A 25,414-nucleotide genomic window follows, 5' to 3' on the forward strand; every position below is an offset into this window, starting at 1 on the left:
GCGCTGCTGCGGGCGCTGGCCGCGCGCGACGACCTGCCGGCCGACGACGCCGCGCTGCAGCAGCTGGCCGCGGCCATCGCCCGCGCGCCGGACGCCACGCTGCCGCGCCAGCTGCTGGTCGACGTCACCGCGATCGCCCGCCACGACCTGAAGACCGGCATCGAGCGGGTGGTGCGCACCCAGGTGGCCGAGCTGCTGCGCGAGCCGCTGCCCGGCTGGCGCGTGGAGCCGGTGTACCTGAGCGACGAAGGCGGCCGCTGGCACTACCGCTACGCGCGCCGCTACACGGCGCAACTGCTGGGCATCGCCACCGAGCTGCAGGACGCGGTGGCCGACACCAGCGCCGGCGACGTGTTCTACAGCGCCGACTACTCGCCGGGCGCGGTGGTGGCCGCGGCCCGGGCCGGCCTGTACGCGCACTGGCGCGCGCGCGGCGTGCACGTCAATTTCCTGGTGCACGACCTGCTGCCGGTGCTGCGGCCGGAGTTCTTCCCGTCCGGCGCCGCGCTGACCCACGGCGGCTGGCTGGCCTGCATCGCCGCCCAGGCCGACCGCGTGATCTGCATCTCCGACGCGGTGCGCCAGGAATTGCGCCAGTGGCTGCGGCAGCAGGACGCCGACGCCGTGCCGCCTAAGCTGGCGGTGCTGCACCACGGCGCCGACATCGGCGCCGCCGGCGGCGCGCCGGCCGCGCCGAACGCCGAGCTGGCGCGCTTTGCCGAACTGCCGAGTTTCCTGATGGTGGGCACGATCGAGCCGCGCAAGGGCCATCTGCAGGCGCTCGACGCCTTCGAGCAACTATGGGCCGGGGGCGTGCAGGCCAACCTGGTGATCGTCGGCGCCGAGGGCTGGAAGCCGCTGCCGGCGCAGGAGCGCCGCACCATTCCGCTGATCGTGCAGCGCCTGCGGCAGCACCCGCAGCTGGGCAAGCGGCTGTTCTGGCTGCAGGGCCTGGATGACGACGCGCTGCGGCAGCTGTACCGCGATTGCGCCTGCCTGCTGGTGCCGAGCGAAGGGGAAGGCTTCGGCCTGCCGCTGATCGAGGCGGCCAGCCACCAGCTGCCGCTGCTGGCGCGCGCGCTGCCGGTGTTCCGCGAAGTGGCGGGGGCGCATGCGCACTATTTCGACGGCGCCGACGGCGCCGCGCTGGCCGAAGCCGTGCGCGAGTGGCTGGCGCTCGATGCGCAGGGCAAGGCGCCGTCGTCGGCCGGCATGCCGTGGCAGACCTGGGCCGACAACGCGGCCGAGCTGCTGGCCGTGCTGCAGGGGCGGCGCGACGGCGCTTGACGCCGATCTCGAGGCCGCCGGGACCGCCGGTCCCGGCGGCGCCCGTTCAGGGCTTTTCGTGGAAGCGTTCCAGCCCGTATTGCAAGGTGCCCGTGGTGGCGCCGCCGTCGTGGTACAGGATCAGCAAGTCCATGTTCTCGCGGTCGCGGAACAGGTACTCCTTCAGGCGCCGGATCTGGTCCGTGCTCAGCTGCGAGATGTTGTTGGTCGCCACCTGCTCGACTTCCGAATAGTAGCGCGCATACCAGCCGGAGATCTTGGAGCCGAAGGAATCGGTCAGCATCACCAGCCGGCGCTTGGGCGCCTTGGGATTGCGGAAGCGCGAAATGTCGTACAGCGTCTCCGCGTATTCCTTGAATTCCGGGAAGCAGCGGCCGCCGTAGCAGGACTCGACGCCGGCCGCCGCGAAATCGGCCTCCTCCACGGTCCCCATCAGGTTCAGCCCCTCGAACAGATTGTGCACGTCCGAGCGGAACTCGGTCTTGACCACGCCGAACGCCGGCGCCGGCGTGCCGAGCGGCTTGCCCCACATCGGCAGCGTCAGCTGCGCCACCTCGTCCAGGCCCGGACCGTTCCAGTGGAACCAGTGCTTCGGGAACACCATCTTGCGGGTGCTGATCTCGCGCATTTCCGTGAGCGGATAGATGGTCGACCGGCGCACCAGCGGATCGAGCTCGTTGCCGCGCAACAGCCTGGCCATCGGCGTGTCGGTCGAGGCGCAGCGCGCCGAGATCCATTGCGGCAAATCCTGGTACTGCACCACCGGCCCGGACGGCACGATGATCATGCGCGGATCCAGGCCCTGGGCATGGAAATCGCGGAACAGGCGGTTGATGTATTCCGGCGTGCCGGCGCGCACCACGCCGTCGCCGGCGCACACCGACGTCACCGCCGAATACGGCGGCGAGTTGAGGTTGTGCGAGGTCAGGAACATGCGGCCGTGGCGGCCGGCCGTCACCTGGATCGACGGGAACTCATGGAACAGCCGGTAGCGCAGCCTGTTGTGGGCGCGCAGCAGCGCGCCGCGGAAACCGAAGTTGTCGTTGATCCAGGCGTCGAGCTTGGCCGGCAGCGCCAGCGTGGCGGGCCAGTCGGTGGGCCGGTCCGGCAGCGAGGCCAGCACGCGGTTCTCGCCGCGGCTGTCGGCCACGGCGCGCATGGCGCCGACGATGGCCGGGATGGACAGCAGCGCGACCAGCGCGATCTTGGCCGCATGGCGGCGCAGCGGACTGGTGGGGAGTGAGGACGTCATCATCAGAAACGGAAATAAATAAACGGGTTATAGGTGCCGGCGGCCATGTTCAGCACGCACAGCAGGAACGCCGCGACCAGCGCCGCCGACCGCAGCGGCGCCGCCTGCAGCAGCGCCGCCGCGCGGCTGCGCAGCGTTTGCGGCGTCAGGCGCACGGTGGCGATCAGCGTGCCGAGCACCAGCGCCGTGGCCGACGAGACGGTGAAGTCGATCTGCCACGGATGCGGCGTGGCCGCCGCGTCCTGCAGGCCGGCCATGGTGCGCAGGAAGGACAGCGCGTGCGGCACGCTGTCGGCGCGGAAGAACACCCAGCCCAGCATCACCATCAGCAGCGTGTAGGCTTGCGCCAGCAGCGGCGGCAGCCTGGCCAGCGCCGCGCCCAGGCCCAGCCGCTCGAGCACCAGCAGGGCGCCGTGCCACAGGCCCCAGATCACGAAGGTCCAGGCGGCGCCATGCCACAGGCCGCACAACAGGAACACCAGCCCCAGGTTCAGGTAGGTGCGCAGCGGGCCATGGCGGTTGCCGCCCAGCGGGATGTACAGGTAGTCGCGGAACCACGAAGACAGGCTGATGTGCCAGCGGCGCCAGAATTCCGTCATCGACAGCGACGCGTACGGCCGCTGGAAGTTGGGCGGGTAGCTGAAGCCGAGCATGTGGCCGATGCCGATCGCCATGTTGGAATAGCCGCCGAAGTCGAACAGGATCTGGATCGTGTAGCAGGCGATGCCGATCCAGGCGCCGGCGGCGGTCAGCTGGGCCGGGTCCTGGGCGAACAGGCGGTCGGCCGACAGCGCCACGGTATTGGCGATCAGCATCTTCTGCGCGAGGCCGACGACGAACTGGCGGAAGCCGGCCCAGATGCGCGCGTTGGGCAGGTCACGGTGCTCGATCTCGTGGGCGATCTGGCGGTAGCGCACGATCGGCCCGGCGATCAGCTGCGGGAACATGGCCTTGTACATGGCGAAGCGCCAGAAGCTGCTCTGCACCTCGATGTCGCGGCGGTACAGGTCGATCAGGTAGGAAATGCCCTGGAAGGTGAAGAACGAAATCCCCAGCGGCAGCACCACGGCCGGCACCGTCACGCTGTGGCCGAACGGCAGCGCCAGCTGGTTGAGCACGCCGGCGAAGAAGCCGATGTATTTGTAATACATCAGGAACGCCAGGTTGGCCGCCACGCCCAGCGCCAGCATGGCCTGGCGGCGGCGCGCGCCCCGCGCGGCGTTGATCAGCCAGCCGACCCCGTAGTTCAGCAGCGCCGACGCCAGCAGCAGCGGCACGAAGCGCGGCTCGCCCCAGGCGTAGAACAGCAGGCTGCCGACCAGCAGCACGCCGTTTTTCCACGGCAACAGGTAATATAAAAACAGGAACAAGGGGAAAAAATAGAATAAGAACGTGGCGGAACTGAAAACCATGAATAACCTCGAAGAGACCGGCCGCAATCGCTGCAATGGCATTTATATAACAAAGGGGGGCTATCATAAACCAAAACCCCCGGCGCGCCGCCAGCAGGACGAAAAAATTGCTGTGGTGAACATTATCTCAGACCTGCCGTATAATCACGTCCAACTATACTTGCCTTAAATGTAACGGGCTGTAACGACGCTTGCCGCCCGCCGGGCTGCCACTTACCGTACAGCCCCCCACCGCTTGCGCCACACATTATCGAACCCTATGCAGCCAACCAAAGCCCCCTCCATCGCCGTCGTCATTCCCAGCTATAAGGTGACCCGCCACATCCTCGGCGTGCTGGCCGCGATCGGCCCCGAGGTGGACCGCATCTACGTGGTCGACGACCGATGCCCCGACCAGTCGGGCGCTTTCGTGCGCAGCCATAACACCGACCCGCGCGTGGTGGTGCTGATGCACGAGGAAAACCAGGGCGTCGGCGGCGCCGTCATGACCGGCTACCAGGCCGCCATCGCCGACGGCGCCGACATCATGGTCAAGGTCGACGGCGACGGCCAGATGGATCCGGCGCTGATCCCGGCCTTCATCGCCCCCATCGTGGCCGGCGAGGCCGACTATACCAAGGGCAACCGCTTCTTCGACCTGGAGCAGATCGGCAGCATGCCGCCGATGCGCCTGTTCGGCAACGCCATGCTGTCGCTGCTGACCAAGCTGTCGTCCGGTTACTGGGACTTGTTCGACCCCACCAACGGCTATACCGCGATCCACCGCGACGCCGCGCGCCACCTGCCGTTCGGCAAGATCAGCCGGCGCTACTTCTTCGAGACCGACATGCTGTTCCGCCTCAACACGCTGGGCGCCGTGGTGCACGACGTGCCGATGGACGCCGTCTACGGCGACGAGGTCAGCAACCTGAAGATCTCCAAGATCGTCACCGAGTTCATGGCCAAGCACGTGCGCAACTTCTTCAAGCGGGTGTTCTACAACTACTACCTGCGCAATATGTCGCTGGCCTCGATCGAGCTGCCGCTGGGAACGCTGATGGTGGTGCTGGGCACGGTCTACGGCGGCGTGCACTGGATCGACTCGGCCCGCGCCGGGGTGCCGACGCCGGCCGGCACCGTCATGCTGTCGGCCATGCCGATCCTGATGGGCACCCAACTGCTGCTGGCCTTCCTGGCTTACGACATCGCCTCCGTGCCGCGCCGCCCGCTGCAGAAACGCAGCCTGCCGGCGCGCCGCCATGCTTAAGCGGACCTTCCTGACGCGCCAGTTCCTGCTGTATGTCAGCGGCGGCGTGCTCAGCGCGCTGGTCGACATCGGCCTGCTGCAGCTGCTGCTCACCGCAGGCGCCGGCGTGCTGGCCGCCACCAGCGGCGGCTTCGCGGCCGGGCTGCTGGTGAACTACGCCTTCCATGCCAAGCTCACCTTCCGCGACGGCGGCGGCGGCTCCGCCTTCCTGCGCTACCTGTGCGTGGTGGGACTGAACTACCTGCTGACGCTGGGCTGCGTCAGCGGCGCCAACACGCTGTTCGGCCTGCCGTTGGCGGGCAAGCTGCTGGCGCTGCCGCTGATCGCCGCCAACGGCTATGCGCTGGGTAAATACTGGATCTTCAAACGGGACTGACTCGAGCATGACCCTCTTCAAACGCACCCTCCCCACGCCGCCGATGGCGGCCATGTTCCTGGCCGCGCTGCTGGCCGTCTTCGGCTACATGACGCTGCGCAACGTCGGCATGTACCCGACCGTGTTCGGCGACGAATGGACCTACAGCAGTTTCGCAAGGCTGATGCCGTTCCGCGAGACGCTGATCCCGAACTACCTGTACTACACGGTGTACGGCCTGACCAGCGCCTGCGGCGACGGCTACCTGGAATGCGCGCGCCTGATCAACGCCGCCTTCGTGGTCGGCGCCGCCCCGCTGATCTACCTGATCGCCCGCCAATACATGACGCGCCAGGCGGCGGCCGTCGTCGCCGTGCTGGCGGCGCTGGCGCCCAGCAACACCTATACCGCCTACTTCATGCCGGAAGCGATGTATTTCTGGGGTTTCTGGCTGTTCAGCTGGAGCGTGCTGCGCGGCCACGGCCGCGCGGGCGTGCGCGCGGTGGCCATCAGTTCCGCCCTGCTCGGCCTGCTGGCCCTGGTCAAGGTGCACGGCCTGTTCCTGCTGCCCGGCTACCTGGTGTACCTGGTCTACGCCGCCTTCGCCCGGCGCGGCGCGGCCGGCGGCCGCCACTGGCTGCGCCAGGCGCTGCTGCTGGTGGCGGTGGCGCTGTTGACGGCGGCCGCGGTGCGCTTCACGGTCGGCTACCTGTACGCCGGCCGCCAGGGCCTGTACCTGCTGGGCACCATGTACGCCAACCAGGCGCAGACCCGGCCCGGCCTGGGCGTGCTGTTGCGGCTGGCGCTGACCAACCTGGAAGGCCACCTGATGGCGCTGGCGCTGATGTTCGGCATGCCGCTGGCGGCCGCCGCACAGCACTGCATCAGCCGCGCCCAGCGCGGTGTCGCGGCGCGCGGCAGCAGCACGCTGCTGGCCTACGCGGCGCTGATGATCCCGTCGCTGGTGGCGGTGACGGCGCTGTTTACGGCGCTGGTGGCCGGCGGCGGCGCCGAAAGCGGCGTGCGCCTGCACATGCGCTACTACGACTTCACGCTGCCGCTGTTGCTGATACTGGCCGGCGTCCAGCTGGCGCCGTCGCGCGCCGGCCCGGGCTGGCGCGCCAGGCTGCTGGTCGCCGTGCCGCTGCTGCTGGTCATGGGCGCCGCCTGCCGCTACCTGATCCCGTTCTACACCCCCAACCACATCGACAGCCCGTCGCTGTTCGGCATGATCCACGACCCCGGCAGCTACCAGGCGCTGATCGGCTTCAGCCTGGCGGCGGTGCTGCTGTGGATCGCCCGCCCGCGCAAGGCGGCGCAGCTGTTTGTCTACATCTGCACGCCGGTGGCGCTGGTGGTTTCCGGCGCCAACGTCAACCTGTACGCCCGCATGGCGCAGCGGCCGGACGCCTGGGTCAAGGCCGGCCTGTTCGCGCACCACTACCTGACGCCGGCCGAGGCCAGCCGCCTGACCATCGTCGGCGACGACATCCTCAACCTGTTCAAGAGCCGCTTCTTCCTCGACAACACCAACGTCGCCCTGCTGCAGCTGCCGCACGGCCAGCCGATCACGCTGGCGTCGCTGCCCTACCCGAACGGCTGGCTGCTGGTGGTCGGCGATTATCCGTTGCCGGAGGGCGCAGTGCGCCACAGCGGCCTGCGCGAGTACACGCTGGCGCGCGTCAAGCCACCGGCCGACGCCAAGCTGCACCGCTTCGCCGAGACCGAGGACGACAGCATGCGCAGCACCGGCTTGTCGGGCATCGAGGATTGGGGCCGCTGGTCCGAGGGCGGCCAGGTGACGCTGACGTTCGACCGGCCGTTGCCGAAAAAACTGCTGCTGCGCCTGGACGTGGCGGGCTACGGCCCGAACGCCGGCCAGGACATCCCGGTGACGGCCGGCGGCCAGACGGTGGCGCTGCGCGCCGACGGCAAGCATGGCGTCCAGGACCTGCGCTTCGACACCGACGGCAGCGTGCGCGTCATCACGATCAAGGTGCCGCAGCCGACCTCGCCGCACGACCTGGGATACGGCGGCGACCAGCGCAAGCTGGGCGTCGGCCTGTACAGCATGGAAGTGATCGATGCGGCCGCGCCGCGCCAGCCCCTGCCCCAGCCTTGACCGCGGCGGCCCTTATTTCCTGATCACCGCGCAGAACTGGTAAGGCAGGTAGTTGCGGCCGATGTAGGCCGGGTACACCCGGCAGCCAGTGGCCGGATCCAGCATCAGGCCGTGGCGCTCCAGTATCACGGCCGCCTCGGCGCGCACCGCGGCGTCGGCTTCCTCGCCCTGGCGCCGGCGTTCGGCGCGCGGCTTTTCCGCCGGGTCCTGCTGGATCGAGGTCAGCAGCACATAGAACGGTCCGCCGCGGTCGGCCATCATCGCCGCCACACGCTGATCATACAGCGCCGAACCCGGGAAGCCCCCGCTGATCGAGACAAACGCCAGCGGCGCCGGGAAACCTGCCGTGTACCAGCCGACCGGCGCCTGCGTGGTCAGCACCAGGCTACGCTCGGGATGGACCATGGGCGGCGTCTGCACCCGGAACGCCTCGGCGCTCCAGCGCGCGCGGCCCCAGTGCGGGGTCGGCAGGGCCAGCAGCACGGCCAGCAGCACGGCGCCGCCGGCCACGCGGCGGGCGGCCAGCGGCGCCAGCAGCCGGTGCGCCAGCAGCCACAGCACCAGCGGCGCCAGCAGCTCCAGCGGCACCAGGTAGCGGTAGATGCTGAACAGCGCCTGCCAGCCCAGGTAGGACAACACGAAGAACGCCAGCACAAAGCGCGCCTGCGGCGGCAGCTGCGCGGCGCCGGCGCCGGCGCGGCGGGCGCGCCAGCCACGCCAGGCCGCCACGCCCAGCAGCACGAAGCCCAGGTAGAGCAGCGGCCACAGCAGCAAGCGCATGCGGATCTCGGTCACCCGTTCCGGATGCAGCGCGAAGATGATGGGCCACAGCAGCTTTTCGGTCCAGCCCTGGGGCAGCCAGTGGGTGTCGCCGATGCCGATCGGCGCGGCCAGCGGCGCGTGGAAGATGTCGTTAAATTGCGGGAACAACGGATTGCCGAACTGCTGCCACATGCGCCAGTACCAGTGGCCGGCCGTCAGCGCGATGCCGGCCAACACGCCGGCGCCGAACACGAACGCGCGCGACACGGCGCGCCACCAGCCGCCCGGCAGCATCAGCAGCGCCACGCACAGCGCCAGCGCATAGGTGGCGTTGGTCAGCTTGAGGCCGGTGCCGACGCCCATCGCCAGGCCGGCCAGCAACGCCAGCGCCAGGCCGCGCGCCTGTGCCTGCGCCAGCGCCTGCCAGTGGCGCAACGTCAGCAGCAGCGCGCCCAGCACGGACAGCGCGGTCAGGTTGTCGCCCATCGAATTGCCCAGCTGGCTGAAGAAGGCGCAGCCCATGCAGCCCGCCAGCGCCAGCAGCAGCGGCGCGCGGATGGCCGGGGTGGCCGGCGTTGCTGCTGGCGCAGCCGCCGCCAGCAGGCGGCGCGCGATAGCCAGCACCAGCAGCGCGTTCAGGCCGTGCAGCGCCCCCATGACGAAGCCGCCCAGCGGCGCCGGCAACGCCCGCATCAGGCCGTAATAAACCAGGTCCAGCGTGGGATTGAAGTAGCTCTGCCACTGGCCCGGCGCCAGGTCCACGCCCAGCTTGCCGTTGACCAGCGCGTACGGGTTGTACAGGTGATAGTTGCGCAAGTCCCAGTTGTCGTCCTGGCCCAGCGCCAGCGACAGCAGGCCGAACAGCAACGGCAGCAGCCAGGCCGCGCGGCGGGCCGCCTGCTGCGTATCGAGCAGGCTCCAGTATCGTGCCGCAACGGCGGACAGGGCGTTAAACGGGCGCGACAACATAATCATGGGCAGTAGTTGATGGGCTGTAGTATCAGCGTTGAAAGACGAGGAATTTGGCGCTCAGGAAGTTCAGCACCAGGCCGGCCAGCGTGCCGCAGCACACCGCCAGCAACGGTGCGGCCGGCAGCAGCGGCGCCGCCGCCGGCCAGTGCGCCAGCAGCGCCATGACGGCGGCCGACACGGCATAGTTGACGGCGCCGCCGAAGGCCATCGCGCCCAGGTAGCGCCACCACTGGCGCCACGGCGAGGCGTCGACGGCGTCGAAGGTGTAGCGGCGGTTGATCTGCCAGGTCACCCACACCGCCGACAGGAACGACAGCAGGCGGCCGGCGTGGAAGCCGGTGCCCAGCGCCAGCGCCAGGTACAGCACCAGCACGTCCGCGGCCAGGCCGGCCAGGCCGGCGCCGGCAAAGCGCAGCAGCTGGGTGCGGGTCTGCCGCTTAATCATGCGTCATGCGGCGCCGGCGCCGGCACGGCCAGGTAGGCAAAGCGCTTTTGTTCGATGCGGCCCTTGGTGACGGTGTCGAGTATCAGTCCGCATGACAGCGACAGCACGCTCAGCATGACCAGGCCGGTGCACAGCACGGCCGTCGGCAGGCGCGGCACCAGGCCGGTGGCGAGGTAGGTGGCCAGCAGCGGTTCGGCCAGCACCAGCGCCAGCAGCGCGCTGGCGCCGGCGCCGATGGCGAAGAACGGCAACGGCTTCTCGTTCTTGAACAGCTTGACGATCATCCACAGGATGCGCACGCCGTCGCGATAGGTGTTCAGCTTGCTGACCGAACCTTCCGGCCGCGACTTGTAGCGCGTCGGCACCTCGGCCACCGGCATGCGCAGCTCCAGCGCGTGCACCGTCAGCTCGGTTTCGGTTTCGAAGCCGGCCGAATGGGCGGCAAAGGACTTGGCGTAGCGGCGCGAGAAGATGCGGTAACCCGACAGCATGTCGGTGAAGGTGTTGCCGAACACGGCGGCGACGCAGCCGGTCAGCAGGCGGTTGCCGAAGCGGTGGCCGAAGCGGTAGGCTTCCTGTTCGTCGGTATGGCGGGTGCCGACCAGCATGTCGAGGCCCTCGTCGAGCAGCTGGCGCACCATCTGCGGCGCCATGCCGGCGTCGTAGGTGTCGTCGCCGTCGACCATGACGTAGACGTCGGCATCCACGTCGGCAAACATGCGGCGGATCACATTGCCCTTGCCCTGCTGGCGCACGCTGCGCACGATGGCGCCGGCGCCGCGCGCCACCGCCTGCGTGTCGTCGCTGGAATTGTTGTCGAACACATAGACCGGCGCGCCGGGCAGGCAGGCGTTGAAGTCGCGCACGATGGCGGCGATGGTCAACGCCTCGTTGTAGCACGGTACCACGATGGCGATGCGGTGATGGGCGGCGGTAGTCAATTGGATCTGTCGTAGCATGGGGACGCGAAATTGTACATGAGAACCATGGCAGCGGACACCGCCGCAGAAATCTCTGGCCTTCGCGGCAATCTTGCCATATATTTCATGGCGATCTTCCGCAGCCATCCCCGCTTGTCGCCTGGAGCCGTTATGAAATGCCTAGTATGCAGTCACGCCACCGCCCCCGGTCTATCCTCCTGGCACCGCAGCTGCCCCAACTGCGGTTATGAAAGCGCGGCGCTGCAGCCCACGATCAACGACGCCGACGCCCACACCCAGCTGAACGAGGCCGACCGCGAGGCCGGCCTGAAAGCGCTGCGGCTGGAAAATTTCAAGACCATCGTCAACTGCGCGCTGCAGCTGACACCGCCCGGCGGCAAGCTGCTCGACGTCGGCAGCGCCCACGGCTGGTTCCTGGAAGCGGCCATGCCCAGCTTCGAGGTGCTGGGCATGGAGCCGGACACCGCGGTGGCCAACGCCACCGCGGCCAAGGGACTGCCGGTGCGCCAGGGCTATTTTCCCGATGCGCTGCAGGCCGACGAGCGGTTCGACGTCATCGTGTTCAACGACGTCATCGAGCACATTCCCGACATCAAGTCGGCGCTGGCGGCCTGCCGCGAGCGGCTGACGCAGAACGGCATCCTGATCCTCAACCTGCCCAGCAGCCGCGGCCTGTTCTACCGGCTGTCCAAGCTGTTCGCGCGGCTGGGATGGCGCGGCCCGTTCGAGCGCCTGTGGCAAAAGGGCCTGCCGTCGCCGCACGTGCATTATTTCGAGCCGGACAATCTGGCGGCGCTGGTCGGCCAGCAGGGCTTCGCCTTGCAGCGCAACGCCGAGCTGCCGGCGCTGCGCGCCGCCGGCCTGCTGGCGCGCCTGCGCTGCGCCGGCAAGCGCAGTGCAGTGGCGCTGTACGCGCAGTATGTGGCCATCCTGCTGGCGATCCCGGTGCTGCGCGCGTTCCGCAGCGACATCGTGCTGTGCGTATTCCGCCGCACCTGACCCGGCGGCCCGCGCGCCGGTGACATTTGGAGAGTTTGTGGCGCCGCCCAGCGGTTAGAATGGCGGCCCGCTCGCAAACCGAAAGTCAACGCCCGTCATGAACCACGATAGAAACCTGCACTGGATCCAGCTGCTGCGCGGCGTTGCCGCGCTGCTGGTGGTGCTAACCCATGCCAGGTATGCGCTGCTGGACACGCCAAGCTGGCCGCTGGCCGATGCGCTGCTGGGACCTGGCGGCATGGGCGTCGACCTGTTCTTCATCATCAGCGGCGTCATCATGTTTCACTCGACCGCCGGGTCCGACGGCGGCCCGGGCGACGCGGCGCGCTTCCTCATCAAGCGCTGGGCCCGCGTGTGGCCGGCCTACGCGGTGGCGACGCTGGCCTCGGTGTTCGTGCTGGGCGGCGGCATCGAGTATTTCCACGCCGCCGCCAACCGGCTGGCCTTCTGGCATACGCTGGGCATGCTGCCGGCCGATCCGCGCAAGGCGCCGTATTTCGCGCTGACGCTGCCGGTGGCCTGGACGCTGCTGTTTGAAATGTATTTCTACCTGAGCTTTGCCGCCAGCATGCTGTTCAAGCGCTGGCGCTGGGCGGTGCTGGGCGCCTGGGTGCTGCTGACAGTGATCCTGTTGCCGCTGGGACGGCGCGGCGTCGACATGAACGTCAGCCGCGACCCCGGCTATGCCATCGCCTACCTGAGCATCGTCACCAGCCCCTTCGTGCTGGAGTTCCTGGCGGGCGTGCTGATCGGCTGGCTGTACCGGCAACACTGGCTGCGCGTGCGCAGCCGCCAGGTGGCCCGGCATATGCTGGGATTGGCTGCGGCGTTCGCGCTGTGCGCGGTGTACAGCCTGGCAGTGTCGGGCAACGGGCCGACCAACTACGGCTGGCCGATGGCGCTGCTGGTGCTGGCGATGGCCGTGGCCAGCAAGACCGTCCAGATCCGCGTGCCGGCGCCTTGCCTCTGGCTCGGTTCGGTTTCCTATTCGCTGTACCTGTTCCACCTGATCGCGCAGGGACTGGTGCTGCGGGGACTGCAGATGGCGGGCCTTGAGAGCCTGTATCACAGCTGGTCGTACGTCGTGCTGTCGACCGCGTGCGCGCTGTCGCTGGCGGCGCTGTCGCACCATTACCTGGAGCAAGGGCTGTCGAACATCGTGCGCAATCACCTGCTCGGGCTGATAGCGAAACGGCCGCCGGTGCAGCCGGCCGGGGCGGCGACGGTCCGGCAAGCACGCAGGGCCTGAGGCCGGCGAAAAAAAACCGGCCAGGCCGGTTTTCGTTTTACTGCTTGGGCGCGCCGCCCAGCAGGAAGGCGATCTTCTGCTTGGGCTTGGACGCGGCCGCGCCGCCCAGCGTGACCGACGGCGCCGGCGCGGCGGCCTTGGCCGGTTCGTAAGGCTTGAGGAACCACGGGTCGACCTTCTCGCGGCGCGAGCCGTACGAGGAGGCGCCGGCGGCGCGCGGCGCGGGACGGTCGCCCCGGTCGCCACGGTCGGATGGACGGCCGGCCGACGACGAGGCGCCGCGCGGCGCTTCGTCGCGGCGCGGACGGCGTTCGCCGCGCTCGTCGCCGCCGTACGACGGCGCCGGGTTGAAGCCGTCCAGCTCGCCGCGGCGGATGGATTGCTTGATCAGTTTCTCGATGTCGGTCAGCAGGCGCTCGTCCTTGTCCGAATAGATCGAGATGGCGTCGCCGGAGGCGCCGGCGCGGCCGGTGCGGCCGATGCGGTGCACATAGTCTTCGGCGTTGTACGGCAGGTCGTAGTTGATCACGCACGGCAGGTCGGTGATGTCGAGGCCGCGCGCGGCGACGTCGGTGGCGACCAGGATGTCGATCTCGCCCTTCTTGAACGATTCCAGCGCGGCCATGCGCTCCTGCTGCGTCTTGTCGCCGTGGATGGCGACCGCCTTCATGCCCTCCTGCTCCAGTCCCTTGGCCAGGCGCGAGGCGCCGATCTTGGTGTTGGAGAAGATGATCACCTGCTTCAGCTCGCGCTGGCGCAGCAGGTGGGCGGTCAAGGCGTGCTTCTGGTTTTCCGGCACCTTGTACACCACCTGGGTGACCTTGTCGGCGGTCTGGTTGCTGCGCGCCACTTCGATCGTCACCGGGTTGCTGAGGAAGGTGTTGGCCAGTTTCTTGATCTCGGGCGAGAACGTGGCCGAGAACATCAGGTTCTGGCGCTTGGCCGGCAGCAGGTTGATGATGCGCTGCAGGTCCGGCAGGAAGCCCATGTCGAGCATGCGGTCGGCTTCGTCCATGACCAGCATCTGCACCTGGCCCAGGCTGATGTTCTTTTGTTCGACGTGGTCCAGCAGGCGGCCCGGGGTGGCGATGACGATCTCGACGCCGGCCTTCAGGATCACGGTCTGGCCCTTCATGTCCATGCCGCCGAACACCACGGTCGAGCGCAGCGGCGTGTGCTGGGCGTAGGCCTTGACGTTCTCGGCCACCTGCACCGCCAGTTCGCGGGTCGGGGTCAGGATCAGCGCGCGCACCGGGTGGCGCGCCGGCGAGGTGCTGGTGCTGGCGTGGGCCAGCAGCATCTGGATGATGGGCAGCGCGAAGCCGGCGGTCTTGCCGGTGCCGGTCTGGGCCGCGCCCATGACGTCGCGCCCCTGCAGCAGCACGGGAATCGCCTGCGCCTGGATCGGCGTCGGGTGCACATAGCCCTGGCCGGTCAGCGCGCGCAGGATGTCCGGCGACAGGCCGAAATCGGCAAAGCGGACTTGGGCGACGACTGGTTCGGCAGGCGCGGCGGCCACGGCAGGTTCGGCGGCAGGTTCGGCCACGGCTGGGGCTTCGGCGGCTGGCGCGGGAACGGACGGGGTGATGATCTCGGTTTCGGACATAATGTGTGCGGCGGCCCGCAGCGGACAGCCAAGCTTTCTTCAATTAACGACGTATTGTGCGCTGCCCGCCCGGACGGAGCTACAACTTGGAGGAAGTGCGGAAGGACTGACGGGGCGGCAGCGCGGCCACAGCAGGATACAATGAGCGCCGTAAACTATACCCTAAATCGGGGCAACTGCGCTAAAAACCAGCACTTATATACGGAATCAATTGCATCAATGGCATGTATAATAGCCATTCTGTACAGAAACTGCACGCCATCGGAAATCCCCACATGCCCCCGCTCTTGCCGGTTCTACGCCGCTTCCTGCCGCTATTCCTGTTGCTGATTTCGCTGTTCTCCCAGGCCACGCCGGCGCCGTCGCTGCGCTTCAAGAAGCTGGGGCCGCTGGGCGGCGACGAGCCGTCGATGCTGTCGCTGATGCAGGACCGCAAAGGCTTCGTGTGGGTCGGCACCCACACCAACGGCCTGTACCGCTACAACGGCTACCAGGCGGTCAAGTACATCAACAACCCCAACGACCCGGCCAGCCTGCCGCACGACCGCGTGTCGGCCATCTACGAGGACAAGCAGGGCCGCATCTGGGCCGGCACCCAGAACGGCCTGGCCCGCTTCAACCCGGAGAGCAACAACTTCACGCTGTTCGCGCCGCCGGGCAAGGCGCCGAAGAACCACCGCATCATCAAGAACATCATTTCCGACGGCAAGGACGGCATGTGGGTCGGCAGCTGGGGCGGCCTGCAGCACTTCAATCCCAACACCGGCAAGTTCACCGTCTACGCCCATGACGAGGCCGACCCGGGCAGCCTGGCCAGCAACGACCTGAACGCGCTGGCGCTGGACGCCAGGGGCGGCGTCTGGATCGGCACCTGGCCCGGCGGGCTGGACTACCTGGCGCCCGGCGCCACCACATTCCAGCACCACCAGGTCGACCCGGCCACCAAGCCGGACGCGCGCGTCAACATCGTCCGCGCGCTGCAGTTCGACAACACCGGCGCGCTGTGGATAGGCACCGAGTCCGGCGTCATCCGCTGGGACGGCAAGAGCGACTGGGACACGCGCAAGGCCGTGCCCTCGCCGTACAGCCGCATCACCAACTTCAACATCGACAACAAGGGCACCCTGTGGTGCACCACCCTGTCGGCCGGCCTGCTGCGCTGGAACGAATCGACCGGCGAGTTCGACCAGTTCGTGCACGCGGCCGACGACCCCTACAGCCTGCCCGGCGACAACCTGCGCGCCGTCATGCAGGACCGCGGCGGCATGCTGTGGATCGCCTCCTTCACCGACGGCATCAGCCTGGCCAACCTGTCGAGCGAGGGCTTCACCCGCCACGTGCCGTTCCGCATCGACAGCCGCTCGGCGCCGGCCAGCAACGCGCTGCTGAGCCTGGCCCGCGCGCCGGGCGGCCGCGTCTGGCTCGGCGGCAATGTCGGCATGAGCTTGTACGACCCGGCCACCAGCACCGTGGTGCGCAGCTACCACGCCGACGACAAGACGCCGGGCAAGCTGAGCCATTCCATCGTCTACAGCATGTACCAGGACGACGAGGGCAAGGGCCCGCTGTGGCTGGGCACGTCGAACGGCCTGAACCGCCTGGACACGCCGGACAGCCCGTTCCAGGTGATCCACTTCGGCAACACCGCCAGCGACTACATCAACGCCATCGCGCCCGGCGCCGGCGGCGTGCTGTGGCTGGCCACCGGCAACAGCCTGATCCGCTACGAGATCAAGACCGACGCCCGCAAGATCTATTACAACGACGCCCAGGACCCGACCACGCGCAGCGTCAACGGCACCTCCGCCGTGCTGGAGGACAAGGCCGGCCGCGTCTGGGCCGGCTCGGAATGGAACGGCGGCGGCCTCGACCTGCTGGACCCGGCCAGCGGCAAGTTCCGCCATTTCCGCCACGCCGGCAACGATACGGCCAGTCTCAGCGACGACAACATCGCCAGCCTGCACGAGGATGGCCAGGGCCGGGTCTGGGTCGGCACCAGCAAGGGCCTGAACCTGGTGGTGTTCAAGCCGGACGGCACGGTCCGTTTCAAATCCTACGCGGCGGCCATGCGTGCGCCCAAGATCCTCGCCATCGAGCACGACCTCGACGGCAAGATCTGGTGCAGCACCATCGCCGGCCTGTACCGCCTCGACCCGGCCACCGGCCAGGTCAGCCATTTCTCCGCGTCGGACGGCCTGACCGAGGGCTTCACCGTCAACTCCTCGTCGATGGACGCCAAGGGCGTGCTGTACTTCGGCGGCGTGCACGGCATGACGGCGGTGACGCCGGGCGCCGTGCGCTCGAGCTCGGTCGCGCCGCAGGTGGCGATCACCGACATCACCGTGTTCAACCACTCGCTGCAGGACGGCAAGCCGGGCGAGAACGTCAAGGCCGAGGGGCCGGTGACGTCGCCGACCGCGCTGACCTTGTCGTCGCAGGCGTCGGTGTTCTCGCTGGAATTCGCCGCGCTGCACTACACCGAGCCGGCCGAGAACCGCTATGCCTACCAGCTGCAGGGCTTCGACCGTGACTGGGTCGAGACCGACGCCGCGCACCGCAGCGCCAGCTACACCAACCTCAATCCCGGCCACTACGTGTTCCGGGTCAAGGCCGCCAACCACCTGGGCGTGTGGAATCCCGAGCCGGCCACCCTGCGCATCACGATCACGCCGCCGTTCTGGCAGCGCTGGTGGTTCCGCGCCGGCGCGGCCGCGCTGGTGCTCGGCTCGCTGCTGCTGGCCTACAAGATCCGCATCGCCCGCCTGACGCGCACCCAAGCCAAGCTGGAGCAGCTGGTGGCCGCGCGCACCGGCGAGCTGGAGGAATCGAACCGCAAGCTGGCCGCGCTGAGCACCACCGACGGCCTGACCGGCGTCAGCAACCGCCGCGGTTTCGACCTGGCGCTGGAAGCCGAATGGCGCCGCGCCGCGCGCACCGGCCAGGCGGTGGCGCTGCTGATGCTGGACGTCGACTACTTCAAGAAGTACAACGACCATTACGGCCACCAGGCCGGCGACGCGGCGCTGCGCACGGTGGCCGAACTGATCACCGCGCACGGCCGCCGCACCAGCGACCTGGTGGCGCGCTACGGCGGCGAGGAATTCGCGCTGCTGGCGGCGGCCACCGACACGGCCGACGCCTTCGGCATCGCTGAGGAAATCTGCGCCGAGCTGGCGCGCCGCAAGATGCCGCACCAGCAGTCGCCGTTCGGGCATCTGACGATCAGCGTCGGCGTGGCGGTGATGGTGCCAACCGAGGACAGCTCGCCGGAACTGCTGGTGCAGGCGGCCGACCGTGCCTTGTACCGCGCCAAGGAAAAGGGCCGCAACATGGCGCTGCTGGCCATCGCGGAGGAGTAGGCGGGAATGGACGGGCAGACCACGCCGGCGGCCGACGATCCGATGCCGGTGCCGCCGCAGCCGCCGCAGCCGGGCGACTGCTGCCACAGCGGCTGCACCTTCTGCGTCGAGGACATGTACCAGGATGAGCTGGAGCGCTACCACGCGGCGCTCAAGGCCTGGCGGGAGCGCCAGCCGGGCGGCGCCTAGAAGGTTTCCCAATCGTCGCCGGCCACGCTTTGCTTGACCGGGTTCTTCAGCGCGGGCCTGACCACGGCCGTCGCGGCGCGCGTGACAGCCTTCGCTGGCACAGCCGCCGGCTTGCGGCGCGGCGCGGATGGCGGCTGCGCCGTGCTGCTCGCCAGCAGCTTGAACACGCTGACCACCTCGCTCAGCCTGGCCGCCTGCTCCTGCATCGACTCGGCAGCCGCCGCGGCCTGCTCCACCAGCGCCGCGTTTTGCTGCGTCACCTGGTCCATCTGCACGATCGCGGTGTTGACCTGCTCGATGCCATGACTCTGCTCCGTGCTGGCCGCCGTGATCTCGCTCATGATGTCGGTCACCCGGGTGATGCTGCTGACGATCTCGCCCATCGTCGCGCCCGCCTGGCCGACCAGCTGCGAGCCTGCATCCACCTTCTCGACCGAATCGCCGATCAGCTGCTTGATGTCCTTGGCCGCCGCCGCCGAGCGCTGGGCCAGGTTGCGCACCTCGCTGGCGACCACGGCGAATCCCCTGCCCTGCTCGCCCGCGCGCGCCGCCTCGACTGCCGCGTTCAGCGCCAGGATATTGGTCTGGAACGCGATGCCGTCGATGACGGAAATGATGTCGACGATCTTGCGCGACGATTCGTTGATGGATGCCATCGTCACCACCACCCGCTCCACCACGTCGCCGCCCTTGACCGCGATGCCGGAGGCCGACTGCGCCAGCTGGTTGGCCTGGCGCGCGTTGTCGGCGTTTTGCTTGACGGTGCTGGTCAGCTCTTCCATCGACGACGCCGTTTCTTCAAGCGAACTGGCCTGTTCCTCGGTGCGCGACGACAGATCCTGGTTGCCGCTGGCGATCTGCGACGACGCCGTGGCGATGGTATCCGTGCCGCTGCGCACCTGGCTGACCAGGCCCTGCAGGTTGCTGGTCATGTCCTTCAGCGCCTGCATCAACTGCCCCGTTTCGCAGGCGGACCTGACGTCGATGCTGCGGGTCAGGTCGCCGTCGGCCACGCCGCGCGCCAGCGACACCGCCTCCCGCAGCGGCGCCGAAACGATGCGCGCCACCCACATCGCCAGCGCCATGCCGATGCCGATGCTCAGCACAAGGAACACTATGGCCGTCGTGCGGGCGCTGTTGTAGGTGGTGGTGGCAAGCTCGCTGGCGGCGTTGCCGCCGTCGGTATTGAGTTTGACCAGCTTGTTGACGGCAGCCGTCATGTCGCTGAGGAACTTGGCCGACTGGCCGCTGGCCACGGCGCGCGCCTCGACTTTCTGGTTGGCGCGCGACAGCGTCATCATCTTGGCGTGCTCGGCCATGAACGAGGTCCAGCCGGCATCGAATTCGCCGGCCAGCGCTTTTTCCTGCGGGCTGGAGATCAGCTTTTCGTAGCCGGCGCGATGGGCCTTCAGCGTGGCCATGGTGTCGTCCATGCGCTTCTCGTAGCCGGCCATGCCTTTTTCATCGTCGTTGAGCAGGTGGGCCAGCTCCCAGCGGCGGTAGTCGCCGACGTCCGCGCGCAGCTCCAGCACGGCGCGCACGCTGGGCATCCAGTTTTCCGCCAGGTCGGTGGAGGACTGGTTGACGCGCGCCATCGAGACGATGCCGCTGATGCCCATCGCCAGCGTCAGCGCCAGGACCGCGCCAAAGGAAACGATCAGCTTGGTGGCGATTTTCAGGTCATAAAACCATTTCATGGCGATCTCCTCAACGCGGCACTGGGTCAGTCAGTATGCAGCGTTGTGGAGCGCGGGGCAACAATGTCAGCGACGGGCGTTGGAAAAGTCAAACAAATTCATCAAATCGCCGATGGCCGGACGGTTGACCGGCACGTACGGGTCGGCCTTGCCGTGCACCGGGTTGGGCAGGTTGTCGCGGCTGCGCGGCGAGATCGGCGGCAGCGACCAGTTGCGCTCGATGAACTTGGCGATCGACGCGTGATCGTAGTAGGTGTGGTCGACCGCGCCTTTTTTGGCCCACGGCGAAATGGCGATCAGCGGGATGCGCGTGCCGTCGCCGAAGAAATCGATCGCCTGCACATAGCCTGAATCGTAGTAGCCGCCGCCCTCGTCGAAGGTGACCAGGATCGCCGTGCTCTTCCACAGCGCAGGATTGGCCTTGACCCGCTCCATGACGCCGGCCACCAGTTCGTCGAAGCTGGTTTCCATCGCATAGCCGGGATGGCCGGAGACGCTGTCGTACGGGGCGATCACCGCCACCGCCGGGAAGCTGGCGGCGTCCTTGACGTCGATATAGAACTGCATCAGGTCGACCAGCTTGTCCTTGTCCGGTCCGTTCATCGTCGAGCTGAAGAAGGTCGGCGTGTCGCACATGCCGCAGTATTCCTTGTCGAGCTTCTTGCCGTCGTTGCGGCCGCCGCTATACCACTTCCACGACACGCCGCCGGCCGTCATCGCGTCGCCGATGTGCGGCATCGACTGCGGCGGCAGCAGGAACTTGTCCGGGCCCAGCGGCAGCGGCTCGCCCGACGGCGCGTACGCCGGATCGAGGTTGTTGACCATGTAGTAGTGGCCGGGCGCGCAGTTGCCGTCGTTGAAGGCGCGGTAAGGCAGGCCGGCCAGCAGGGCGCGGATGCCGGCCACGCCGGGCTGTTCCGGGTCGGCGCAGTTGACGTAGGTGCCGCCGCGATAGCCGTCCTCGGTGTACCAGTTGTTGGTGCCGGGCTGGGCGTCGGGATTCTCGATCAGCTTGGCCGGCGGCACGGCGGCCTGGCCGTTTTCCGTGTAGTAGCCGACGTCGGCCGTCGCCAGCGCGAAGTAGTTGGCGGTGGTGCCGCCCATGATGGGCTGGTGGTAGTTGTCGGCGATCGCGTACTGGTCGGCCAGGCGCCTGAACAGCGGCGCGTCGCCGGTGGACATATTGTAGAAGCCCATCGCCACGCCGCCCTGCAGCGTCTTGCCCGGCGTCATCGGCGTCGGATAGGGATTGCTGGGGCCGGGACCGGTCTGGTCGGCCACCCAGACGAAGTAATCGTTCTTGCCGCCGTCGACCTGCTGCCACATCTGGAAGAAGCGGTGCGTCGGGTCGCCCGTGTGGGCGCCGTAGCTGACGTGGTGGGTGATCTGGAACGGACCGTTGGGCAGGTTGGACGGGAAGCGCGCGTCCGGCACGTCCTGGCGCTGGCCGAAGGCGCCGCCGGCCCAAGGCTGCGGCAGGACGCCGTAGACGCCGTTGAATTCCGGCGTCGGCGTGTAGGCGCCGGCGGACAGGCCCAGCTTCTGGGCCGCGTCGGCAAAGCGCGGACCCGGCGTGCCGTCCTTGTTGACGATTTTCTTCGACAACAGGTTGGACACCGTCTGTCCCTTGCGCGGCTGGTACACGCCGTACAGGTTGTCAAACGTGCGATTTTCGCCCACCAGCACGATGACGTGCTCGATAGGCGTTGTGCTCGCACCGGCCGCTGCGGCGGCCGAGGATATCAGGGCACCGCAGCAGGCCAGCGCGAGGCGGCGCATTACAGCTTGCCGTTCAAGGTGACGAACAGCTGGCGCGGCGCGCCGGTCAGCAGCGTTTGCGCGGTGCCGGTCGGGTCGCTGGCCTGGAAGCCGTTGGAACCGATGGTGCTGATGTACTGCTTGTCGAACAGGTTGGTGACGTTCACTTGCAGCGACAGGTCTTTCAGCACGCCCAGGTTCTTCATCTTGTAGCCGGCCGACAGGTTGGCCAGCCAGAACGATGGCACGCCGCCGTCGTTCAGGTAGGTGTAGTAGCGCTTGCCGGTGTACTTGCCGCCGACGCGGGCGAACCAGGTGCCGCTTTCATACGACGCTTCGGTGTTGAACAGGTTGCGCGGCGCATCGACCACGGTCTTGCCGCTGACGGCCACCAGGGTGCTGCCGTCCATGTAGTTCGACTTGTACTTGGAATCGTTGAAGGTGTACGAGTTGAACCAGCTGATTTCGCGGTTGAACTTCCACACGGCGATCGCTTCGACGCCCTTGGTGTCGACCTTGCCGACGTTGACAAAGGTCGACGGGCAACCGACGATGCCGGCGCAGGTGGCCACGCTCAGCTGGCGGTCGTCGAAATTGGCGCTGTAGACAGCCAGCGACCCCTGGATGTCGGCGCGCTTGAAGCGGTAGCCGAGGTCGACGTTGACCGAGGTTTCCGGCTTCAGGTTGGCCTTGCCGGCGTTGTAGGCGACCTGGGTCTGCGAGAACGGACCGGACACGCCGGGCTGGTGCGCGCGCATGTTTTTCGATGCGGAAGCGAACACCTCGTCGTCGGCGCTGATGGCGTAGTTGACGCCGGCCTGCGGCAGGAATTTCTTCTGCGCGTCCAGGTCGCCGGCGGCGCGGGTGCCGACGATGTTGGTGGCCTTGATGTCGACGTCCATCGCCTTGAAGCCGGCGTTGAACTTCAGCTTGCCGTCCATGGCGCTGACGGTGTCGGCCAGGTAGTACTGCGAGGTGGTGGTGATGAAGTTCTGCTTGAAGTCGGTGCGGAACGGATTGGCCAGGAAATACATGGTGTCGGCCGGACCGGTCACGCCGTAGTAGTTGCGGCTGACGGTGTGGTTGCTGCGCTCGCCCCAGACGCCGGCGGTGATGGTGTGGTTGCCCAGTTCCCAGCTCAGGTCGCTGGTGACGCCGTCGCGGCCGATCGAGTATTCGGTGGTGCGCAGCGAGATCGGATTGGCGGCGTCGGTCGCCACGTACGGGGTGTACCAGTGGCCCTGGCCGTCGTTGTCATGGTGGTAGAGCGTGGTCTTCAGGTCGAGCGACGGGGTCAGGTGCAGGTCCAGCGTCAGGCCGCCGATGGTGTCCTTGCGCAGGCCGCCGGCCGAGTAGTAGGCGTCGTCCAGGCTGTTGACGCCGCCGGTGTAGATGCCCTTGGCGGCATTGACCGCGCGCTGCCAGTCCGGCTGGTAGTTGTCCCAGCCGTAGCCCAGGCGGCGCACCATTTCCAGCGACACGTCCTGGTAGTCGACTTCGCGGCGGTCGGAGTAGTTGACGAAGCCGGTCAGGCTGTTTTCGCCGAAGTTGAACACGAAGCGCGAGTTCAGCTGGTCCTGGTCCTGGCCGCCGGCGCCCTTGGTCTTGTCGGTGCGCTGGCGGGTGCCGCTGATGAAGGCCTTGACCGCGCCGTTGATCAGGCCGGTATCGACGCGGGCGAAGGTGCGCGAGGTCGAATCGCTGCCGAAGGTTTGCGCGAAGGTCAGGCCGCGCTCGTCGGTCGGCGCCAGCGTGAAGAATTGCACGGTGCCGCCCAGGTTGCTGGTCGACGCGGTGCCGACCGAGCCGGCGCCCTGCGACACCGACACGCTGCCGATGTTTTCCGACGAGACGGCGCGGCTGATGTGCAGGCCGTTGTTGTTACCGTAGCTCATGTCGCCGAGCGGGATGCCGTCCAGCGTGAAGCCCAGCTGGTTCTGGTTGAAGCCGCGGATGCTGAAGCGGGTCGACCATTCATAGGCGCCGAACGGGTCGGAGGACTGGAAGTTCACGCCCGGCAGTTTTTCCAGCACCTTCAACGGGCTGGTGCCCGGCAGCGCTTCGGCCAGATCGGCCTTGTTGATGTTCTGCACCTGGCGCGACTGGCCGCGGCCGGTGATTTCCACCGTTTGTACCGGACCGACGATGGCGCCGGCGACCGAGCTGTCGTCGGCCGCGTCCGTTGCGTAAGCGTGGAAAGCCAAGGTTTGCAGTACCACCAGGCACAAAGGTTTCAAAGGGAAGCGCTGTTGCATGATTGTTTTTCTTTCTTGCTGGTTAGTGGAAACTAGTCTGGAACTAAACTGGCAAGATTGTAGGAAGCGCATATGACGTTGCGATGACGGCGCTGTGACATATTGGTGACATGGCAACATGTCCAGCGTACGCCAACGTACGGACTCTCCCATGGCGCCGACCTAGCATGGAACAAAGGGAGAGCACTATGGACATGAGCACACCGTCACCGGCACCGGCGGCAAAAGCGGGCTGGTTGAGCAAACTGGGCCCGGGCCTGATCACCGGCGCCGCCGACGACGACCCCAGCGGCATCGCCACCTATTCGCAGGCCGGCGCGCAGTTCGGCTACGGCATGCTGTGGACGGTGCTGCTGACGTATCCGCTGATGGTCGGCATCCAGGCGATCAGCGCGCACATCGGCCGGGTCAGCGGACACGGCCTGGCGACCAATATCCGCCGCCACTTTCCGGCGCCGCTGCTGTACGCCATCGTCGGCCTGCTGCTGGTGGCCAACACCATCAACATCGCCGCCGACATCGCCGCCATGGGCCAGGCGGTGCAGCTGCTGGCCGGCGGCGGCGCGCACTGGTATGCGGCGGCCGCCGGCCTGCTGTCGCTGGCGCTGCAGGTGACCTTGCCGTACAGCCGCTATGTGCGCGTGCTGAAATGGCTGACGCTGAGCCTGCTGGCCTATGTCGGCACCGCGCTGCTGCTCAAGCTGCCGTGGCTGACGGTGCTGCACGATGCGCTGCTGCCCAAACTGTCGTGGCAGCCGGTGTACATCACCATGGTGGTGGCGATCTTCGGCACCACGATCAGCCCGTATCTGTTCTTCTGGCAAGCCTCGCAGGAAGTGGAGGACTTGCGTGCCGATCCCCAGGCCAAGGCGCTCAAGCATGCGAGCGAGCAGGCGCCATCACAGCTGAAGCGCATCAAGATCGACACCGTGGTCGGCATGGGCTTCTCCAACCTGGTGGCGATGTTCATCATGCTGACCACCGCCGCCACGCTGGGCGCGCATGGCGTGACGCAGATCGAGTCGTCGGCGCAGGCGGCGTCGGCGCTGCGGCCGATCGCCGGCGACTTCGCGTTCGCGCTGTTCAGCATGGGCATCATCGGCACCGGCCTGCTGGCGGTGCCGGTGTTGGCGGGCTCGGCCGCCTACGCCATCGCCGGCGCGATGCGCTGGAAAAACAGCCTGGAGCTGGAGATGTCGGGGGCGAAAAAATTCTACGGCATCATCATCGCCTCGACGGCGATCGGCACCGCGCTGTGCTTCACCCATGTCGATCCGATCAAGGCGCTGTACTGGAGCGCGGTGGTCAACGGCGTGATCTCGGTGCCCATCATGGCGGTGGTGATGCTGCTGGCGGCGCGGCCGTCGGTGATGGGCAAGCTGGTGATCTCGCGCCGCCTGACCGTGCTGGGCTGGCTGTGCACCGGCGTCATGGCGGCGGCCGTGCTGGCGATGTTCACCACGATGGGAAAATAATCGGGTAAGCTTGGATTTTTCCATCGGAGCTGT

19 protein-coding genes are annotated in these 25,414 nt (G+C 67.7%); 10 read left to right on the forward strand and 9 right to left on the reverse strand.

Annotated elements, in window-relative coordinates:
* On the forward strand, positions 1-1,287 hold a 1,287-nt coding region (locus tag ABWW33_RS08060), incomplete at its 5' end, for a glycosyltransferase family 4 protein (RefSeq protein ID WP_353400717.1).
* Between the two features lie 46 nt (positions 1,288-1,333).
* Here ABWW33_RS08060 and ABWW33_RS08065 read toward each other — a convergent pair.
* Together ABWW33_RS08065 and ABWW33_RS08070 are read right to left on the reverse strand one after the other, a co-directional pair.
* Positions 1,334-2,542, reverse strand: coding sequence for an alginate O-acetyltransferase AlgX-related protein (locus ABWW33_RS08065; RefSeq protein ID WP_353400719.1), 1,209 nt, complete (start codon positions 2,540-2,542; stop codon positions 1,334-1,336).
* Positions 2,542-3,951, reverse strand: coding sequence for an MBOAT family O-acyltransferase (locus tag ABWW33_RS08070; RefSeq protein ID WP_353400720.1), 1,410 nt, complete (start codon positions 3,949-3,951; stop codon positions 2,542-2,544). Before ABWW33_RS08070 ends, ABWW33_RS08065 begins: the two co-directional genes overlap by 1 nt.
* Here ABWW33_RS08070 and ABWW33_RS08075 point away from each other — a divergent pair.
* From ABWW33_RS08075 to ABWW33_RS08090, 4 genes are all read left to right on the forward strand, one after another.
* Complete coding sequence (locus ABWW33_RS08075; RefSeq protein WP_353400722.1) at positions 3,950-4,120, forward strand: hypothetical protein; 171 nt, start codon at positions 3,950-3,952, stop codon at positions 4,118-4,120. The two genes, ABWW33_RS08070 and ABWW33_RS08075, sit on opposite strands and share 2 nt — an antisense overlap.
* A 90-nt stretch (positions 4,121-4,210) precedes the next feature.
* Entirely contained in the window at positions 4,211-5,197 is a 987-nt protein-coding gene (locus ABWW33_RS08080) for a glycosyltransferase family 2 protein (protein ID WP_353400724.1), read from the forward strand.
* Positions 5,190-5,573: a GtrA family protein gene (locus tag ABWW33_RS08085; protein ID WP_353400725.1), complete on the forward strand. Its 384-nt coding sequence runs from the start codon at positions 5,190-5,192 to the stop codon at positions 5,571-5,573. The genes ABWW33_RS08080 and ABWW33_RS08085 overlap by 8 nt, the downstream gene beginning before the upstream one ends.
* 7 nt (positions 5,574-5,580) lie before the next feature.
* Positions 5,581-7,674, forward strand: a complete 2,094-nt coding sequence (locus ABWW33_RS08090) for a DUF7024 domain-containing protein (protein WP_353400727.1) — start codon at positions 5,581-5,583, stop codon at positions 7,672-7,674.
* A 12-nt stretch (positions 7,675-7,686) separates the two neighbouring features.
* Here the strand turns inward: ABWW33_RS08090 and ABWW33_RS08095 are convergent, their stop codons facing one another.
* Genes ABWW33_RS08095 through ABWW33_RS08105 form a run of 3 tightly spaced genes read right to left on the reverse strand, consistent with a single transcriptional unit; the run spans position 7,687 to position 10,812 of the window.
* Positions 7,687-9,411: a hypothetical protein gene (locus ABWW33_RS08095; RefSeq protein WP_353400728.1), complete on the reverse strand. Its 1,725-nt coding sequence runs from the start codon at positions 9,409-9,411 to the stop codon at positions 7,687-7,689.
* 25 nt (positions 9,412-9,436) lie between these two features.
* Positions 9,437-9,853, reverse strand: a complete 417-nt coding sequence (locus ABWW33_RS08100) for a GtrA family protein (protein ID WP_353400729.1) — start codon at positions 9,851-9,853, stop codon at positions 9,437-9,439.
* Entirely contained in the window at positions 9,850-10,812 is a 963-nt protein-coding gene (locus tag ABWW33_RS08105; protein ID WP_353400731.1) for a glycosyltransferase family 2 protein, read from the reverse strand. The genes ABWW33_RS08100 and ABWW33_RS08105 overlap by 4 nt, the downstream gene beginning before the upstream one ends.
* A gap of 132 nt (positions 10,813-10,944) precedes the next feature.
* Here ABWW33_RS08105 and ABWW33_RS08110 point away from each other — a divergent pair, with 132 nt between their 5' ends.
* On the forward strand, positions 10,945-11,793 hold the full coding sequence (locus tag ABWW33_RS08110) for a class I SAM-dependent methyltransferase (protein WP_353400733.1): 849 nt from the start codon (positions 10,945-10,947) through the stop codon (positions 11,791-11,793).
* 97 nt (positions 11,794-11,890) lie between these two features.
* A complete protein-coding gene (locus ABWW33_RS08115) occupies positions 11,891-13,042 on the forward strand; it encodes an acyltransferase family protein (RefSeq protein WP_353400735.1) in 1,152 nt (383 codons plus the stop codon).
* Positions 13,043-13,079: 37 nt separating this feature from the next.
* Here the strand turns inward: ABWW33_RS08115 and ABWW33_RS08120 are convergent, their stop codons facing one another.
* A complete protein-coding gene (locus ABWW33_RS08120) occupies positions 13,080-14,648 on the reverse strand; it encodes a DEAD/DEAH box helicase (protein WP_353400737.1) in 1,569 nt (522 codons plus the stop codon).
* A gap of 275 nt (positions 14,649-14,923) precedes the next feature.
* Between ABWW33_RS08120 and ABWW33_RS08125 the strand changes: the two genes are divergently transcribed.
* Entirely contained in the window at positions 14,924-18,007 is a 3,084-nt protein-coding gene (locus tag ABWW33_RS08125) for a diguanylate cyclase (protein ID WP_353400739.1), read from the forward strand.
* Between the two features lie 6 nt (positions 18,008-18,013).
* Positions 18,014-18,196 (forward strand): oxidoreductase-like domain-containing protein, encoded by a 183-nt coding sequence (locus ABWW33_RS08130; RefSeq protein WP_353400741.1) that lies wholly within the window; start codon positions 18,014-18,016, stop codon positions 18,194-18,196.
* Here the strand turns inward: ABWW33_RS08130 and ABWW33_RS08135 are convergent.
* The 3 genes from ABWW33_RS08135 to ABWW33_RS08145 all read right to left on the reverse strand — a co-directional run bounded on the left by ABWW33_RS08135 (position 18,193) and on the right by ABWW33_RS08145 (position 23,906).
* Complete coding sequence (locus tag ABWW33_RS08135; protein ID WP_353400742.1) at positions 18,193-19,893, reverse strand: methyl-accepting chemotaxis protein; 1,701 nt, start codon at positions 19,891-19,893, stop codon at positions 18,193-18,195. The two genes, ABWW33_RS08130 and ABWW33_RS08135, sit on opposite strands and share 4 nt — an antisense overlap.
* A gap of 66 nt (positions 19,894-19,959) precedes the next feature.
* A complete protein-coding gene (locus tag ABWW33_RS08140; protein WP_353400744.1) occupies positions 19,960-21,672 on the reverse strand; it encodes an alkaline phosphatase family protein in 1,713 nt (570 codons plus the stop codon).
* On the reverse strand, positions 21,672-23,906 hold the full coding sequence (locus ABWW33_RS08145) for a TonB-dependent receptor (protein ID WP_353400746.1): 2,235 nt from the start codon (positions 23,904-23,906) through the stop codon (positions 21,672-21,674). The genes ABWW33_RS08140 and ABWW33_RS08145 overlap by 1 nt, the downstream gene beginning before the upstream one ends.
* A gap of 188 nt (positions 23,907-24,094) precedes the next feature.
* On the opposite strand from ABWW33_RS08145, the gene ABWW33_RS08150 reads away from it, so the two are divergent.
* Entirely contained in the window at positions 24,095-25,381 is a 1,287-nt protein-coding gene (locus ABWW33_RS08150) for an NRAMP family divalent metal transporter (protein ID WP_353400748.1), read from the forward strand.
* Positions 25,382-25,414 lie beyond the last annotated feature (33 nt).

This window comes from Duganella hordei (assembly GCF_040369125.1).
Taxonomy (GTDB): domain Bacteria; phylum Pseudomonadota; class Gammaproteobacteria; order Burkholderiales; family Burkholderiaceae_D; genus Rugamonas; species Rugamonas hordei.

Coding starts and splice junctions, on each gene's coding strand:
- ABWW33_RS08105 (WP_353400731.1), bottom strand. CDS start 10,812: ATGCTACGACAGATCCAATTGACTACCGCCGCCCATCACCGCATCGCC.
- ABWW33_RS08145 (WP_353400746.1), bottom strand. CDS start 23,906: ATGCAACAGCGCTTCCCTTTGAAACCTTTGTGCCTGGTGGTACTGCAA.
- ABWW33_RS08090 (WP_353400727.1), top strand. CDS start 5,581: ATGACCCTCTTCAAACGCACCCTCCCCACGCCGCCGATGGCGGCCATG.
- ABWW33_RS08075 (WP_353400722.1), top strand. CDS start 3,950: ATGAATAACCTCGAAGAGACCGGCCGCAATCGCTGCAATGGCATTTAT.
- ABWW33_RS08115 (WP_353400735.1), top strand. CDS start 11,891: ATGAACCACGATAGAAACCTGCACTGGATCCAGCTGCTGCGCGGCGTT.
- ABWW33_RS08120 (WP_353400737.1), bottom strand. CDS start 14,648: ATGTCCGAAACCGAGATCATCACCCCGTCCGTTCCCGCGCCAGCCGCC.
- ABWW33_RS08085 (WP_353400725.1), top strand. CDS start 5,190: ATGCTTAAGCGGACCTTCCTGACGCGCCAGTTCCTGCTGTATGTCAGC.
- ABWW33_RS08140 (WP_353400744.1), bottom strand. CDS start 21,672: ATGCGCCGCCTCGCGCTGGCCTGCTGCGGTGCCCTGATATCCTCGGCC.
- ABWW33_RS08095 (WP_353400728.1), bottom strand. CDS start 9,411: ATGATTATGTTGTCGCGCCCGTTTAACGCCCTGTCCGCCGTTGCGGCA.
- ABWW33_RS08110 (WP_353400733.1), top strand. CDS start 10,945: ATGAAATGCCTAGTATGCAGTCACGCCACCGCCCCCGGTCTATCCTCC.
- ABWW33_RS08065 (WP_353400719.1), bottom strand. CDS start 2,542: ATGATGACGTCCTCACTCCCCACCAGTCCGCTGCGCCGCCATGCGGCC.
- ABWW33_RS08100 (WP_353400729.1), bottom strand. CDS start 9,853: ATGATTAAGCGGCAGACCCGCACCCAGCTGCTGCGCTTTGCCGGCGCC.
- ABWW33_RS08130 (WP_353400741.1), top strand. CDS start 18,014: ATGGACGGGCAGACCACGCCGGCGGCCGACGATCCGATGCCGGTGCCG.
- ABWW33_RS08150 (WP_353400748.1), top strand. CDS start 24,095: ATGGACATGAGCACACCGTCACCGGCACCGGCGGCAAAAGCGGGCTGG.
- ABWW33_RS08125 (WP_353400739.1), top strand. CDS start 14,924: ATGCCCCCGCTCTTGCCGGTTCTACGCCGCTTCCTGCCGCTATTCCTG.
- ABWW33_RS08070 (WP_353400720.1), bottom strand. CDS start 3,951: ATGGTTTTCAGTTCCGCCACGTTCTTATTCTATTTTTTCCCCTTGTTC.
- ABWW33_RS08080 (WP_353400724.1), top strand. CDS start 4,211: ATGCAGCCAACCAAAGCCCCCTCCATCGCCGTCGTCATTCCCAGCTAT.
- ABWW33_RS08135 (WP_353400742.1), bottom strand. CDS start 19,893: ATGAAATGGTTTTATGACCTGAAAATCGCCACCAAGCTGATCGTTTCC.